Annotated in this window: 10 protein-coding genes; 5 read left to right on the forward strand and 5 right to left on the reverse strand. The window is 53.6% G+C overall.

All coding sequences use genetic code 11. The annotated features are described in order from the left end of the window. The first annotated feature begins 252 nt into the window (after nucleotides 1-252). A complete protein-coding gene (putA, locus tag NY07_RS07340) occupies nucleotides 253-3,432 on the forward strand; it encodes a bifunctional proline dehydrogenase/L-glutamate gamma-semialdehyde dehydrogenase PutA (protein WP_033538701.1) in 3,180 nt (1,059 codons plus the stop codon). A gap of 118 nt (nucleotides 3,433-3,550) precedes the next feature. On the opposite strand, the gene cydC is transcribed toward putA, so the two are convergent. The 5 genes from cydC to NY07_RS07365 all read right to left on the reverse strand — a co-directional run bounded on the left by cydC (nucleotide 3,551) and on the right by NY07_RS07365 (nucleotide 11,154). Continuing rightward, nucleotides 3,551-5,326, reverse strand: a complete 1,776-nt coding sequence (gene cydC / locus NY07_RS07345; RefSeq protein ID WP_033538702.1) for a heme ABC transporter ATP-binding protein/permease CydC — start codon at nucleotides 5,324-5,326, stop codon at nucleotides 3,551-3,553. After that, entirely contained in the window at nucleotides 5,326-7,089 is a 1,764-nt protein-coding gene (cydD, locus tag NY07_RS07350) for a heme ABC transporter permease/ATP-binding protein CydD (protein ID WP_033538703.1), read from the reverse strand. The genes cydC and cydD overlap by 1 nt, the downstream gene beginning before the upstream one ends. A gap of 679 nt (nucleotides 7,090-7,768) precedes the next feature. Beyond that, entirely contained in the window at nucleotides 7,769-8,152 is a 384-nt protein-coding gene (locus NY07_RS07355; protein WP_033538704.1) for a hypothetical protein, read from the reverse strand. A 111-nt stretch (nucleotides 8,153-8,263) separates the two neighbouring features. Beyond that, nucleotides 8,264-8,863, reverse strand: a complete 600-nt coding sequence (locus tag NY07_RS07360) for a DUF3885 domain-containing protein (RefSeq protein ID WP_081953790.1) — start codon at nucleotides 8,861-8,863, stop codon at nucleotides 8,264-8,266. Nucleotides 8,864-9,291: 428 nt separating this feature from the next. Beyond that, on the reverse strand, nucleotides 9,292-11,154 hold the full coding sequence (locus tag NY07_RS07365; protein WP_033538705.1) for a sensor histidine kinase: 1,863 nt from the start codon (nucleotides 11,152-11,154) through the stop codon (nucleotides 9,292-9,294). A 193-nt stretch (nucleotides 11,155-11,347) separates the two neighbouring features. Here NY07_RS07365 and NY07_RS07370 point away from each other — a divergent pair, with 193 nt between their 5' ends. From NY07_RS07370 to nrfD, 4 genes are all read left to right on the forward strand, one after another. Next, nucleotides 11,348-11,935 carry a response regulator transcription factor gene (locus tag NY07_RS07370; protein WP_033538706.1) on the forward strand — a complete coding sequence of 196 codons (588 nt, stop codon included), beginning with the start codon at nucleotides 11,348-11,350 and terminating at the stop codon, nucleotides 11,933-11,935. Nucleotides 11,936-12,230: 295 nt separating this feature from the next. Beyond that, complete coding sequence (phsA, locus tag NY07_RS07375) at nucleotides 12,231-14,513, forward strand: thiosulfate reductase PhsA (RefSeq protein ID WP_033538707.1); 2,283 nt, start codon at nucleotides 12,231-12,233, stop codon at nucleotides 14,511-14,513. 12 nt (nucleotides 14,514-14,525) lie between these two features. Further along, the gene (locus NY07_RS07380) at nucleotides 14,526-15,098 is read left to right on the forward strand and encodes a 4Fe-4S dicluster domain-containing protein (protein ID WP_033538708.1); all 573 of its coding nucleotides are present in this window, start codon (nucleotides 14,526-14,528) and stop codon (nucleotides 15,096-15,098) included. Next, nucleotides 15,095-16,036: an NrfD/PsrC family molybdoenzyme membrane anchor subunit gene (nrfD, locus tag NY07_RS07385; RefSeq protein WP_033538709.1), complete on the forward strand. Its 942-nt coding sequence runs from the start codon at nucleotides 15,095-15,097 to the stop codon at nucleotides 16,034-16,036. The genes NY07_RS07380 and nrfD overlap by 4 nt, the downstream gene beginning before the upstream one ends.

Consider the following 16,036-nt stretch of genomic DNA (forward strand, 5'->3'; position numbering starts at 1 on the left):
CTGGGTGCCAATTAGCTGCGCTTTTATTCGCCACAGGCCCCATAAACAGTGGCCTCACGCGCCTTCTGGCCGGATGAGATCAAACAAAGGTCACATTCGCCCACACAAGAGTGTCCCTCGTCACATTTTGGATGTATAATCGGCGCGCGAAAGGCGCCAGATTGTATACAAAAATAATACTAAACGCCTGAAAACTTACCTTTTGTTCAAGCCAAAACTGTCCCTATTTAGGTCCAGGTGGAAGTGATTACTATGTTCAAAGCAAGTGAAGTTCTGACTGGTCGTTACGACTCAGCTACCCTAGATGAGCTATTTCAAGCGATCACCAACAACTATATTGTCGACGAAGAGCAATACCTCTCTGAACTGATTAAGCTTGTTCCCTCGAGCGACGACGAGATTCAGCGCATTACCAAGCGTGCTCACGACCTGGTGCACAAGGTGCGTCAATACGACAAGAAAGGACTCATGGTCGGTATCGACGCCTTCTTGCAACAGTACAGCCTGGAGACCCAAGAAGGGATCATCCTGATGTGTCTGGCTGAGGCCCTGCTGCGTATTCCCGACGCCGCAACCGCCGACGCCCTGATCGAAGATAAACTTTCAGGCGCCAAGTGGGATGAGCACCTGAGCAAGAGTGACTCGACCCTGGTCAACGCGTCGACCTGGGGCCTGATGCTCACAGGTAAGATTATCACCCTGGACAAGAGCATAGACGGCAAGCCAAGCAGCCTGCTAAACCGTCTGGTCAACCGCTTGGGCGAGCCAGTGATCCGTCAAGCCATGCTGGCGGCGATGAAGATCATGGGCAAGCAGTTCGTGCTTGGCCGCACTGTGCAAGAGGCGCTGAAAAACAGCACCGACAAGCGCAAGCTGGGTTACACCCACAGCTACGACATGCTGGGCGAAGCCGCCCTGACCATGAAAGACGCGCAGAAATACTTTGAAGATTACTCCAGTGCCATCGCGGCCCTGGGCGCGCAGCACTACGATGAGAGTGAGGCGCCACGTCCGACTATCTCTATCAAGCTATCAGCGCTGCACCCTCGCTATGAGGTGGCTAACGAAGACAGAACCATGACCGAGCTGTACGACACGCTCGTCAAGCTGGTCTCACAGGCGCGTAGCCTTAATGTGGGCGTCTCTATCGATGCCGAAGAAGTTGACCGTCTCGAACTATCACTGAAACTCTTCCAGAAGCTTTATAACTCAGAAACAGCCAAGGGCTGGGGTCTGCTAGGCATAGTGGTGCAGGCTTACTCTAAGCGTGCCCTGCCTGTGCTGTGCTGGCTCACCCGCTTGGCTAAAGATCAGGGCGATGAGATCCCTGTACGCCTGGTGAAAGGTGCCTACTGGGATAGCGAGCTGAAATGGGCTCAGGTAGCTGGTGAAGGCGGCTACCCGCTGTTTACCCGCAAGGCAGGCACTGACGTGTCCTACCTGGCCTGTGCGCGCTACCTGCTGTCTGACGCCACCCGCGGCGCCATCTATCCGCAGTTTGCCAGCCACAACGCCCAGACTGTGGCCGCCATTACCGACATGGCCGGCGATCGTCTGTATGAGTTCCAGCGCCTACACGGCATGGGCGAAGAGTTATATGACACCCTGCTGGCCGAGAGCGGCGTAAGCACGGTACGTATTTACGCCCCTGTGGGTGCCCATAAAGATCTGCTGCCCTACCTGGTACGTCGCCTGCTGGAAAACGGCGCCAACACCTCGTTCGTGCACAAGCTGGTCGACCCTAAGACACCGATCGAATCTTTGGTTGTCCATCCATTGACGACCCTACAAAGCTATAAAACCCTAGCCAACAATAAAATCGTTCAGCCCATCGACATCTTCGGCGCCGAGCGTAAAAACTCCAAGGGAATCAACATGAACATCATCTCAGAATCTGAGCCTTTCTTCGCCGCACTGGATAAATTTAAAGATCAACAGTGGTCTGCCGGCCCAATCGTCAATGGCGAAACCCTCAGCGGTGACACCATTGAGGTGAAGAGCCCTTACGACACCACACAGATCGTCGGCAAGGTTGCCTTCGCCAACAATCAGGCGGTAGAGCAGGCCCTGGCCAGCGCTCACAACGCATTCGGCAGCTGGTGCTCAACCCCGGTTGAAGTGCGCGCCAATGCCCTGCAAAAGCTGGCGGATCTGCTAGAAGAGAACCGCGAAGAGCTGATCGCCCTCTGTACCCGTGAAGCGGGTAAGAGCATTCAAGACGGCATCGATGAGGTGCGCGAAGCGGTGGACTTCTGTCGCTACTACGCAGTACAAGCCAAGAAGATGATGGGCAAGCCTGAACTACTGCCTGGCCCAACGGGTGAGCTGAACGAGCTGTTCTTGCAAGGTCGCGGCGTATTCGTCTGTATCAGCCCGTGGAACTTCCCTCTGGCGATCTTCCTAGGCCAAGTCGCTGCGGCGCTGGCGGCAGGTAACACTGTGGTTGCTAAGCCTGCCGAGCAAACCTCTATCGTGGGTTACCGCGCGGTGCAGCTGGCCCATGAAGCCGGTATTCCGAAACAAGCCCTACAGTTCCTGCCAGGAACTGGTGCTACCGTCGGCGCGGCCATCACCGCCGATGAGCGTATCGGCGGCGTCTGCTTTACCGGCTCGACCGTGACCGCTAAGCGCATCAACCTGACGCTGGCTCAGCGCGACGGCGCCATCATCCCACTGATCGCCGAAACGGGTGGTCAAAACGCTATGGTAGTGGACTCAACGTCACAACCTGAGCAGGTGGTTAACGATGTGATCTCCTCTTCGTTCACCAGCGCCGGTCAACGTTGTTCAGCCCTGCGTGTGCTCTATCTACAGGAAGATATCGCCGAGCGTGTGATCGACGTGATGAAGGGCGCCATGGACGAACTGACCATAGGCACCCCAAACTCAGTGAAGACAGATGTAGGCCCAGTGATCGATGCGACAGCCAAGGCGAACCTTAACGCGCACATCGACCATATCAAGCAGGTGGGTCGTCTGATCAACCAACTGGAGCTGCCAGCGGGTACCGAAAATGGTCACTTTGTGGCTCCGACTGCGGTCGAGATCGACTCTATCAAGGTGCTTGAAAAAGAACACTTCGGGCCTATCCTACACGTGATCCGCTACAAGGCGGCCGACTTACCTAAGGTGATCGACGAGATCAACTCTACCGGTTTCGGTCTGACCCTGGGCATTCACAGCCGTAACGAGGGTCACGCCCTGGAAGTGGCCGACAAGGTGAATGTGGGTAACGTCTACATCAACCGTAACCAGATCGGCGCTGTGGTTGGCGTACAGCCATTCGGCGGCCAAGGCCTGTCGGGCACAGGTCCTAAGGCGGGTGGTCCACACTACCTGAGCCGTTTCGTGACCGAGAAGACGCGCACCAACAACATCACCGCCATCGGTGGTAACGCGACCCTACTTTCTCTGGGTGACAGCGAGGATTAATCTCGCTCGCTAAGCGCTCTCGTTAAGCGACAAACAAAAAAGCCAGTGGACAACCACTGGCTTTTTTATTACCCATCACAAGGGCTAAAAGAACTAAGGATAAGGACTAAGCAGACGCCTAACTCAATACCCGATTCAGGCTGGCATAATGGGCATCCTGGGCCAGCAGCGTTTGATGATTGCCGCTAATGCGGATCTTGCCCGCTTCCATCAGGTGGATACAGTCCATCTTCTCCATGGCCGTCAGACGATGGCTAATCATCACCATGGTCTTATCCTTGGCAAAATCGAGTAGCAGCGCCATGATCTCCCGCTCGGTGCGTTGATCCAGCCCTTCGGTCGGCTCGTCAAGCAGCAACAGCGGCGCATCGCGTAGCAGTGCCCTGGCGACCCCGATACGGCGACGTTCGCCGCCTGAGAGCTGCCTACCGCCCTCGCCTATCCAGTTATCCAGCGGCTTGTCGCCTTGGGTTAATGTTCCCAGACCGACACGCTCTAACACCTCAATTAACTTGGCATCGTTAGCCTCACGCCAGGCCTTACGCTCGGCGCGGCTGCCCTCGCCCGCCTGCTCAAACTGCGCCAGGGTCAAATTATCACGCAAGGTACCGGCAAACAGATAGATACGCTGACTCACGACCGTCATGGCGCAGCGCAGTGCCTGCTCGCTATAGGCCTCAATGGGTCGGCCATCGAGTAAGAGAGTGCCCGACTCAGGCGTCCACTCCCGGGTGATAAGCGATAGCAGGCTCGACTTACCGCAGCCGGTTTGCCCGAGCAGGGCTACCTTCTCGCCCGGTTTCACCTCAAGGCTAAGTGCATCAAGCACCTTCTGGCCCGGCTGATAACCAAAACGCACATCCGCAATCGACAGTGCGCCGCGACTCGCCGACAGGCTGGCCTCTTCCCCATAGCCAATACTGGGGCGACGCTCGGTAATATCGCTTACCCGCTCGGCTGCCTGCACGCAGGCCGACAGGTGCTGAAACGCGCCCGCTAGCGGCATCAACATCTCGATACAGGCCAGGGTCATAAACACCACCATAGCCAACAGCGGCCCGGGCGGCACTTTATCCCCCACGCCATCGGCGGCGAGATAACAGATCAATACCAACGCCAGACCATGGCTTAGGATCAATAACGCCTGACTCAGGGCAGTCACCGCCGTCATGGTGGACTGGCTGGCAAACAGCTTGGCCTGGGCGTCATCCAGCTCGGCCCTAAAGCGCTTTTCGGCGCCAAACAGGGTCAGCTCCGCCTGACCTTGCAAGTATTCCAGCAGCAGCACCCGATACTGACGTCGGTTCTCCAACTGGGCAATTCCCGGTCTGTGGCCCAGGCGATAGAAGACCAGCGGCAACAAAAACCATAGGGTCAGCAGCACGCTACACAGGGTCAGCGCCAGCTCACTATCGAACCAGGAAAGAAAGCCATACAGGGCGGCAATCATCAGCAGCGAGGCCAGCAGCGGCGTTATCAGCCGCAGGTAGAGATGATCTAGGGTGTCGATATCCGCCACCAGACGATTGAGCAGATCGCCGCCACGCAGATGGCTAAGATCTTTGGCGCTCAATGGCATCAGCTTGCCCCAGGCCCAGGTGCGCAGCTCGGTCAGCAGACGGAAGGTGGCCTCATGGGTCGCCAAACGCTCACCATAGCGGCTGGCGGTGCGGGCAATAGAGAGAAAACGCACCCCACCGGCCGGCGTGAAATAGTTAAAGGCCTGAGCGGTCGCCACACTCAGTCCCGCAACAGCGGTAGCCGACAGGAACCAGCCCGACAGAGACAAGAGGCCAATACCTGCCATCAGGGTCGTCACGCTCAGCAGTAGTCCCACCAGCATCATCAGCCACTGGCGCTTAAACAGCTTGATAAAAGGCAGCAAATGTTTCATTACGCCTCCTCCTGTCGATGACACAGGTCGCTAAACAGCCCGGGCTCGGCCATCAGGGTTTGGTAATCCCCCTGTTGCACCAGCTTGCCGCCGTCGAGCACCCAGATCTTATCCATCTCAACCAAGGCATCCAGACGATGGGTCACCAGCAGGCTAGTGGCACCGAGACGCGCATCAGTCAGTGCCTGCATTACCGCCGCCTCGCTATGGCTATCTAAGCTAGCTGTCGGCTCATCGAGCACAAACAGCTTGGCCGACTGCCCAAGCGCCCTTGCCAGACACAGACGCTGCGCCTGACCCACTGAAACCCCGGCGCTCTGCTCCCCTATGGGGTGAGATAGCCCCTCTGGCTGCGCCCTTACAAAATCGCCGATACGGGCGCTGTCCAGCAACTTATAGATGGCTTCATCCGTCATTGTCTTGCCCATGGCGACGTTGTCGCCAATGGTGCCGTGAAACAGCTGCGGCTCCTGCCCCAGCCAGGCAAGATAACGGCGATAGCTCGCCCTGTCTAAGCTGCTCAGCTCTTCGCCATTGACCAGGACACTGCCGCGATAGGATAAGAAGCCCAATAGCATGTTGAGCAGGCTGGTCTTACCCGCCCCGCTAGGGCCGACGATGGCAACTTGCTCGCCGCTGGTGATCTCAGCCGTTATCGGCCCCAGCAACACCTGGCCGTCCGGGCTTAACACCTCGGCCCCTTGCAGCTTGATGCTCAGAGGAGTTTCGCTGGCAAAGGTCGTTCGCGGCGTATCAACAGGCTCATCCCCTTGGTGATTAAGCAGCTCCATCAAAGCCTCGGCGGCGCCTATGGCTTGGGCCTTGGCATGATAGTGAGTACCCATGTCACGCAGTGGCTGATAAAACTCAGGGGCCAAAATCAGTACGAACAGACCGATAAACAGGGTCAGGCCAGCACCATAATGACCAAAATCGAGATGGTCTAAAAAGCTAAAACCGAAATAGACGGCCAGCACGGCGATAGAAACGGCGGCAAAAAATTCCAGTACCGCCGAACTGAGAAACGCCATACGCAGCACCGCCATGGTGCGGCTACGAAACTCCTCAGAGGCGCTCTCAATCGCCTGCTGCTCCCTTGCCCCTGCATGGAACAGACGTAGCGTGCCTAGCCCCCTCAGCCTATCCATGAAGTGACCACTCAGGCGCGACAAAGCGCCGAAGTTCTTGCGGTTAGCATCGGCAGCGCCCATACCTACCAAGATCATAAACAGAGGGATCAGCGGCGCGGTCGCCAGCAAGATGATCCCTGCCGCCCAGTTGATGGGAAATACCACGGCCAATATGGTCAGCGGAATGAAGCCCGCCAGCATCATCTGCGGCAGATATTTAGCATAGAAATCATGGAGATCTTCTACCTGCTCCAGCACGATACTGGCCCAGCTCCCCGCCGGACGCCCCTTGATAAACACAGGTCCCAGCTCCACCAGCTTATCCAGTACAGTCTGACGAATACGGCTGCGCAGCAACATGCCCGCCTTAAAGCTGATGCGCTCACGCCCATAGGCCAGCGCCGCTCGCAGCACTATCACCGCAATCAGGGCGATAAACTCGCTAGTAAAGGCTTCCCGCGGCAAGTTTTCGATGATCAAACCGTGAAGCATGGTCGCCAGCAGATAGGCCTGGGCCACCAGAGCAAAGCCGGTGAGCACGCCAAACAGGACAGTTAAATTAAGATAGGCGCCACAGGCCGATTTTTGCTGTTTAAGCCAGCGGCCGAGGACTTTTTCGAGGGTTTTATCCATTGAGCTCCGCGCGTTATCAGGCAGGATACTAAGTTCGATAGAAGAGTATCGCAGGCAATCGCACAGGAATAAACCAGTGGGTGGGGAATTGTTAGTAGGCTCACAAAAATTGAGCTAGATCAAAAAAACTGGGAACTCAGTTTTTATCGAGTTTGATGGAAGGTTGAGTTTTATTGGTAGGTTGTTGCCATTCCTAGGGGGATTTCAACCCGTTTTCGAGTGATGGAATGAAGCGACTAAGCCGTATTGATATTGGATAGGTAACTGAAGGTCGCACCTTCATAGCGATCTAACGCCTGCCCGGCGGGGGACGTGCAAACACGTTTTTGGCACGGTGAATGAAGCAAAGCTTCGTGCCTATGAACGAGAGGCATGGATGCCGAACTGGCCGTTAGACAGGGATGTTGTTTGAGCACGTCCCTGTGGGCTCTGCGAAATCATCCCTGATTTCGAAGGCCAAAAACGTGTTTACACCGGTATCTATCGTCTCTTCGATTTGACCTTATCGGACTGTCTAGAGCCAAGTCATTTTTGGACATTTCGAAGTTAGATTTTATGCTTTAAGCCACTTAGATTTGATTTATATTTATATGGGTAACGCCATAATAGTGGACAAAAAATCATTGGCTAAAATGTTAGAGGACGAAACAGCCAACTCTTTCCCTTATTAATTATATTGTTAGGTGTACTTAACACCCACCAGCAAAGCACATATATACACAATACTGCTAATAACACCATAAGTAACGAATTTAGTAATACTAATTTGATACTGTTTAGCTAACAACGCTAAATCCAGATTATTATATCTTTGATAAATGATTGCCATAACGACCAAATACGTAATTATGACAGTAGCAATATAATGCTGCTCGCTAAATAAAACATTGTTTAGACTTGTAAGTAAACCGCCAAAGAAATACTCGCTAAACAGTAACATTGACCACAAGTTTAGAAGTATAAAAAATGACAGAGTTGTCGAAGCGGATATGGCAGAATAAAAATGCGTACCGCCTTTATTTATTTCTCGAAGTGCTAAAGATAAAAATAGTGATTTCAACATCTAAACCCAGGATACACCTATCGCTTGCCTAACCGGCGAAAAATAGCAGGCTAAAATTAGCGACGAAGGAGCGCAAGCCTGCTGTTTTGCGTCCTTTGGTTTAGGCACTTGTTAGAGAGCACCAAACCATTGCTTCATGATGCCAATATCATATTGTAAAAGCCAACTATTAAACTGTTTGTAGATTCTAGAAAGCATGAATTTATTGCTACCCACTAGGTCCATACCTCTATCATCATATGGATGTGCCAAAACGCCTAGCTCCAAATCAAATATGTAAATGTCGAGCCAATAAGATGGGCTGATCCCTAGTTCATTTGCCATTTTACCAAAGAGCAATTTATGTAGTTCGGTTTTAGCTATTTTGAAAAAGACGTAGTTTCGATGCCATTCTTCATCTTCGTCCCATTCATTGTATATGTACCTTGTTTTTGGGAACTTGATTCCTAACTGTTTTAACTCACGAAACTGAGACAAATTTGATAGAAAAGAATCTCCAGCAAAAGAGATACAGATTGAAAGTTCATCGTTCTTTTCGAATACAGTTTCGATAATTTCAGTAGAACGCTCTAGAGCGGTTGTAAACATCGAAATATGAGAGTCATACTTTGCAGCTTCCGACAACTCAAATCTTAAACAGTTTTCATTGCTATAGAAAATCGCATGTTGAAAGGAATTCTTTCCAAATTTTTCGAATGCTTGCTGGATCATCCTTGAGCTCTCTAACATTTTATTAGTGCGCATGCGCGTTTACCTCGTTGGACCAGTGAAAACGCGCACAGTTAACTATCTGTATGTAATGAACTTATCAGCATTTTGCTAGATACACCATTTGGAAAAACGCGCAATGAGACCAAAATAACCCAGCCTTTAAATTCGCTACTCGCACCCAATACCGCCAAATCGAAGAGACGTTTAGATACGGGTGTAAGCACGCTTTTGGCTCTCGGCGGCATGGACGCCGCCGTGAAGCGTATAGGGATATATTCACAGCGTGCCAAAAGAGTGCTTGCACATTCCCCCGCCGGGCAGGCGTTAGGTAACAGCTCAGGTTAACGCTACAACTAAGTAACTAAACTCAAACTACAACTAATGTAATCAACGGTAACAAGGCTAATTTGCCGATTAGCCCCAACCGGCTAACTTCCCTTCTCACAAGCCCCCAACTTTCTTGGTAAAGTTAAACTCACCACGCATCCCTCCTTCCAGGGATGATCGGCGTGATCGACGCAATTATCTATGGTGAACTTGCCCTTGTGCTGACGCATCACGTCGCAGCAGATGGCAAGCCCCAGCCCCAAGCCGTCGTCCTTGGTGGAATAGAAGGAAGCCATAAGATCCTGCGCCTTACCCTTGAGGCCGGGGCCATTATCCACCAGCTTAAGGATCACCTGTTGCTCACCATAATCAAGGCTGAGTAGCAGCCGCTTCTCCCGCTCTGAATGCATCTCGGCCATGGCATCGAGACTGTTTTTTATCAAATTCACCAGCACCTGATTCAGGCCGACGCTGTCACCGCACAGACGATAGGGCGCGCCCTGAACCTCCTGAGTGAGGACAACGCCCTGCTGCTGAAACTCGCGGCGAAACAGCGCCAAGGTGTTGGTGACCAGCTCATCGAGAGACAGCTCTTCATACTGGGATTTACGCCGCTGAAGCAGACCTCGAATGCGGTGCACCACGGCGCCTGCCCTAGTAGACTGGGCGTTGATCTTGGCCAGCAGCTCGTAGAGCTCTGAGTCGGCATCACCATGACGGTTAAGCTGCATCATGCCGCCTTCGCTGTATTGGGTAATTGCGGCGATAGGCTGGTTCAGCTCATGGGCCAGACCCGAGCCTATCTCGCCGAGGATCGCCGCGCTCTTCATCCGCTCTACCTGCAGCGCCTTGTCCTTAAGTTGGCGCTCGGTGTCGATCAAAAAGTCACTCTTCTGCCTGAACTTATATTCCAGCCAGAGGTGATAGACGGTCGACACCAGAAACAGCATTAGAAACGTCAGGCCCCACTCCTTGTTCTTCTCCATCCACTTCAATACCGTATGATGCAGGGGTGGCGGTGGCGCCTTGAGTTGTAACTCTTTGAACAGCTTAATCACCCTAAGCTGACTGATGGGGGCTGTCCAGCCCAGTGTCTTGGCCTGAATGGCGGCGGGATGATCCGAAGGCAAGGCAAACAGTGCCTGGGTGATCTTCTGAGTAATGGCCGAGGGCACGGTATCGGCAGCGGCAAATGACCAGTTAGGATAAAGCTGGGTACTCACCAGACACTCATAGCCTGCGGGCTTGGTGGGGTGGATCACCCGAAAATCCTCCTTGTTTACCAGCCCCTCCTCAATCATCTCCTCCAGAGTACAGAAGGGGGTGATAGCGGCATCGACGGTCGCGTCGCGCACCTGATAGACGATGGGCTCTAAGGGAAAACCCAGAAAGCGCAGCGAGCCGAAGTAGTTCTCAGGGTTATAACCCATCTTATGCAGCAGACCTATGGCGGCCTGATAGCCCCCCAACGCCTGAGGGTCACTGGCCACCAGATGTTTGCCTTCGAGATCTTGCAGGGTATAGATCTGACTGTCGGCACGCACAATAATGGTGGAGCCGATGGCAAAGGTGGCACCGCCATGCATATGGCTCTTCATGGTCGCCAGCCAGGAAAGCGGAAAATTACTGCTGAGGTTTAAGTATTGCCCAGGGTTGGTGACGATAAACTGCAACTCATGGGCCAGCAGTTGGCGGCTCATCTCATCGAAATCCACCGGCACCACCTCAAAATGGGTGCCAGGCACCTCTTGAGAAAGGTAATCCATCATGGGCTGCCAGCGCTCAATTCCCTTCTGCACGCCGTGATTAGCCAATACCCCGACTCTGAGATGGATAAGATCCGCGCGCTCTTGCTTGCCCCCTTCGGCGCTGACACTGGAGCTCAGTAACAGGCAGGGCACAAACAGGCTCAGCCAGCCAGTGCACAGACAAGATACTAACCATTTACCTAATTGCCTTTTCATCGCGCGCCCAATCACTTAATCCAAACCCTACTCTAAGCAAGAAGCCCACGCTTTGATGTGAAGCGGTGCAAACTCCCTCTAGGCCCTCCATCAGAAAATTATCATTTAGTGATCTGTCTCAAAGGCCCAAACGCCGTTTTTGCCGCTTGCCCATCAAGGCGCTAGGCTAGATGCAACTGACTCAGGAGATCCCATGTCACAAACCCTGCCCCTCTACTTGGTCGACGATGATGAAGCGGTGCTCGATTCGCTCAGCTATATGCTGCGCCAGTTTGGCTACCAACTCACCACCTTTGTCTCTGGCCTGCACTTCTTAGAAGAGGTGGATCTGAGCCAGCCAGGCTGCGTCATCCTCGACAGCCGCATGCCAGCCATTAGCGGTCAGGCGCTGCAACAGGAACTCCTGGACCAGCAAAGCCCACTTGGGATCATCTTTCTCACCGGCCATGGTGACCTGCCCATGGCGGTCAACGCCTTTCGTCAGGGTGCCTGCGACTTCTTCCAAAAACCTGTCTCGGGTCAGGCCTTGGCGGCCGCCATCGACAAGAGCATGCTCCACAGCCAGAAGGCCTTCGAGGCGCTGCAGCTGAGTCAAAACCTAGCCACCCTCAGCGAGCGTGAACATCAAGTTCTGGAACTGTTGATTCAAGGTAAAACCAACAAGCAACTTTCCGAGGCACTCTATTTATCGCTGCGCACCATAGAAGTGCACAGATCTAACGTGATGAAAAAGCTCAAGGTACACAACCTGGCCGAACTGGCAAAATACAGTCAAATCTGACACTTAAGATACACTTGCTGACTTTTTGCTCGGCTCAGACTGGCTGTTAGCCCTGGCCTTCATCACCCACAAACTCCCCCTCCTCCTTGCCTCTAAGCGAGAGCGAAGATCACACTTTTTTTACATTCGCGCTAAAAATCGTTGCGCCAGATCACGCCACCTCAGCCTATGTGGTTTACCACAATACCCCTGTATTTCATATGGGATAACAATGGCCTCAGACCTCCTGCGGGAGGGAACAAAAACCAATAACAGTGTGTGATTTCATCTGCTCAGGCAGATGAAGGAGGAAACCATGATAGAGCTTGATAGACGAACGTTTATTAAGGGCGCCGGCGCAGGGGGTGCAAGCTGTGCGCTAGCGACATTATTACCCGGTTCTTTAGCTGCGCTGGAGCAGAAACCCTTAAAAGGGGTGGGCAAGGAAGTCGCCAGTATCTGTGAAATGTGTTCGACGCGTTGTCCCATCTCGGCACGGGTCGTCGATGACAAGAATGTATTTATTAGCGGTAATAAGGCAGCCAAATCTTTTGGCGGTAAAGTCTGCGCCCGAGGCGGCGCCGGACACAGCCTGCTGTATGATCCGCAGCGTATCGTTAAACCGCTTCGCCGGGTCGGCGAGCGCGGTGAAGGCAAATGGGAAGAGATCAGCTGGCAAGAGGCCTATAAGACGATCGCCCAGAAGCTCAATCAAATTAAGCAAGATCATGGCCCAGAGGCCGTGGCCTTCTCCTCTAAATCTGGCTCACTCTCAGGCCACCTGTTCCATTTAGCCAAGGCCTTCGGCTCACCTAATACCTTCACCCATGCCACTACCTGCCCGGGTGGTTATGTGATTGCCGCCAAGGCAATGTTTGGCACTAAGGTGAAGCGTGACTTAGGCAACTCCAAGTACATCATCAACTTCGGTCACAATCTCTATGAAGGGATCAACATGTCCGAGACTCGCGGCATGATGAAGGCCCAGATGGATAAAGGCGCCAAGTTAGTGGTATTCGAACCACGCTTCTCTGTGGTCGCCGACAAGGCCGACGAATGGTTTGCCATACGTCCGGGTACGGATGTCACAGTCGCGCTGGCCCTGTGCCATGTGCTGATTTATGACAACCTCTACGACAAAGCCTTTATCGAGCGCCACGTGGAAGGATTTGATGCCTTCGCCAAGGAAGTCAAAGCCTACACCCCAGAATGGGCCGAGGGGATCAGCGACGTGCCCGCCAAGGACATTCGCCGTATCGCCCATGAGTTTGCCGCCAAGGCGCCCCATGCCGTAGTGGACTTTGGTCACCGCGCCACCTTCACCCCAGAAGAGTTTGAGATGCGCCGCGCCCTGTTTTCCGCCAACATCTTAATCGGCAACATTGAGCGCAAGGGCGGCCTCTACCTGGGTAAGAAGGCTAAAACTTACAACAAGTTTGCCGGTGATAAGGTCGCTCCTGGTCTAGGTAAACCCGGTGTCGAAGGCATGCCTAAGCCGCAGGCCAAGCGTATCGATCAGGTAGATGAGCAGTACGCCATGATGTGGTCATCAGGCGGCATCTATCAAACCATTCTCGATGCCACATTAGAGGCCAAACCCTATCAGCTTAGGGCCTGGGTGATGAGCCGCACCAATCCGATGCAGACCATGACAGACAGAGCCTTGGTGGTTGAGACCCTGAAGAAACTCGAGTTTGTGGTCAGCTGTGATGTTTATATCAGCGAAACGGCGGCCTACGCCGATATCATTCTCCCCGAATCAACCTATCTGGAACGGGACGAAGAGATCGCCGACAAGTCAGGCAAGAGTCCGGCCTACTACGTGCGCCAACGTGTGGTTGAGACCATAGGCAACACTAAGCCAAGCTGGCAGATCTTCAAAGAGCTAGGCCACGAGTTGGGGCTAGAGCAATACTTCCCATGGGAAAACATCGAAAGCCTGCAACTGCTGCAAGTGGATCGCGACGTGGCACGCTTTAATGAGATCAAGCAAAAGGGCTATGTCAGCTACGGCAAGCCATTAATGCTGCGTGAACCCGCTATGGTAGCAGCGTTCGTGAAGCAGTATCCCAATGCTAAGCCCACCGATGACGACGGCACCTATGCCAGCGCCATGAGCTTTAAGACCCCAAGCGGCAAGATAGAACTCAGCTCAGATAAGGTCGAGCAGATGGCCGCCGGACGCGGGGTGATCAAATACCGCGAGGTCAAACTCAAACAGGACAACGAACTCTACTTTATTCAGGGCAAGGTCGCGGTGCACACCAATGGCGCCACCCACAACATTCCCATGCTGGCCAACCTGATGTCTGACAACGGCGTGTGGATCCACCCTATCACCGCAGGACGCTTAGGGATCGCCAGCGGCGATAAGATACGCCTCACCAGCAGTGTCGGCAGCGAAGAAGGTACCGCCCTGGTCACCCCTGGTATTCGTCAGGATACCGTGTTCGCCTACATGGGCTTCGGCTCTAAAAACAAAGAGCTATCCAGAGCGACCGGCAAAGGGGTTCACTGCGGTAACCTGCTGCCAAACAAAACGGCGCCTATCTGCGGCATGAATATTCACACTACTGGCATCACGCTAGCGAAGATCTAATAGGAGTCCAGTATGAGTAAAAGATATGTAATGGTGCACGACGAGAATCGCTGCATCGGCTGTCAGGCCTGTAGCGTCGCCTGTCGCAGCGAAAACGGTACCCCAGAAGGAGTCACCCGTCTGCAAGTGCGGGTCGAAGGCCCCTTTGGCGATGCCCCGCACCTGCACTTTAAATACAACCGCGTCTCCTGTCAGCAGTGTGAAAACGCGCCCTGTGTCACCGTCTGTCCGACAGGCGCGGCCTATGTGGGCGAAGATGGACTGGTCTCTATCAAAGAAGATAAGTGCGTCGGCTGTATGTACTGTGTGGCGGCCTGTCCCTACAAGGTACGTTTCATGAACCCTGAAACCAAGGCGGCTGACAAGTGTAACTTCTGTAAGGATACCCGCCTGGCCCGTGGCGAACTGCCAGCCTGCGTGACCGTGTGTCCCACCGATGCACTCACCTTTGGCGATGCCAACGATCCAAGCAGCGAGGTGGCCAAACTGATCAACACTAAAGCGACCTATCAGGAGAAGACCCATCTGGGTACCAAGCCCAGGGTTTATCGCATTCCAACTAAACGTGGGGGGATACAGTCATGAACAATACCTGGGGCGATATGGCGCAATATGATCCAGTCACCTGGAACTGGATTATCGCGGTCTACCTGTTTATGGCAGGCCTCTCGGCAGGCTCCATTCTGATCGGCATAGGTCTGCGTTGGTACAGCAAAGATAAGTCGGTAGAGAGTGCAATATTAAAAGCGGCGGCGATTATCAGCCCAGTGGCTATCTCTGTCGGTCTTGCCTGCTTAATATTTGATTTAACTAAGCCATTTGATTTCTGGCTTATTCTAATCAACTACAACTTGAGCTCGGTAATGTCCATAGGGGTGCTGGCTTTGTTAGCTTACTCACCCATAGGGATCGCCTACTCCTTAATTGTGTTGCGAGATGAGCTGCCTAAGTGGAAACTGGGCTTCCTAGTGCCAGTGGCACACGCCTTAATGCCATTTAGAAAGGCGATGGAAGTGGTGTTATTTGTGCTCGCCATTGGTGTAGGTGCCTATACAGGCTTCCTCATCTCGGCGATGAACGCCTACCCTATGTTAAACACGGCTGTGCTACCGGCACTCTTTTTGGTATCGGGTCTGTCTGCAGGCGCCGCAGCCAACGCCGTTGGCGCGCTGCTGATGTTTAACACTCACCCCCATGATGCGAATCTGGGCAAGATGCACGGCCTGGAACTGCCCGTGATGCTGAGCGAGATCATGTTCCTGTTCATGCTGTTCTGCGCCCTCTACTTCAAGGGCGGTGCAGCTGCAGCGGCGCTGGCGTCACTCACTACAGGTGTGTGGGCAAGTGTCTTCTGGGTCGGTGTGGTCGGTATCGGTTTTGCCATCCCACTGCTCACCATGCTGATGCCATCACAGACGCGCCACAGCAAGGGCGTGATGATCGCAGTAGCTTGCTGTAGCCTCACCGGGGTGCTGGCGCTGAGACACTTTGTGCTCTACGCGGGTCAGAGCTATATCAGCTAA

This window comes from Shewanella sp. ECSMB14101, from assembly GCF_000773485.1.
In the GTDB taxonomy this organism is placed as follows: domain Bacteria; phylum Pseudomonadota; class Gammaproteobacteria; order Enterobacterales; family Shewanellaceae; genus Shewanella; species Shewanella marisflavi.

Bases quoted from the DNA above. Each gene is read 5' to 3' on its own strand.
- putA (WP_033538701.1), top strand. From the start codon at position 253: ATGTTCAAAGCAAGTGAAGTTCTGACTGGTCGTTACGACTCAGCTACC.
- cydC (WP_033538702.1), bottom strand. From the start codon at position 5,326: ATGAAACATTTGCTGCCTTTTATCAAGCTGTTTAAGCGCCAGTGGCTG.
- cydD (WP_033538703.1), bottom strand. From the start codon at position 7,089: ATGGATAAAACCCTCGAAAAAGTCCTCGGCCGCTGGCTTAAACAGCAA.
- NY07_RS07355 (WP_033538704.1), bottom strand. From the start codon at position 8,152: ATGTTGAAATCACTATTTTTATCTTTAGCACTTCGAGAAATAAATAAA.
- NY07_RS07360 (WP_081953790.1), bottom strand. From the start codon at position 8,863: ATGATCCAGCAAGCATTCGAAAAATTTGGAAAGAATTCCTTTCAACAT.
- NY07_RS07365 (WP_033538705.1), bottom strand. From the start codon at position 11,154: ATGAAAAGGCAATTAGGTAAATGGTTAGTATCTTGTCTGTGCACTGGC.
- NY07_RS07370 (WP_033538706.1), top strand. From the start codon at position 11,348: ATGTCACAAACCCTGCCCCTCTACTTGGTCGACGATGATGAAGCGGTG.
- phsA (WP_033538707.1), top strand. From the start codon at position 12,231: ATGATAGAGCTTGATAGACGAACGTTTATTAAGGGCGCCGGCGCAGGG.
- NY07_RS07380 (WP_033538708.1), top strand. From the start codon at position 14,526: ATGAGTAAAAGATATGTAATGGTGCACGACGAGAATCGCTGCATCGGC.
- nrfD (WP_033538709.1), top strand. From the start codon at position 15,095: ATGAACAATACCTGGGGCGATATGGCGCAATATGATCCAGTCACCTGG.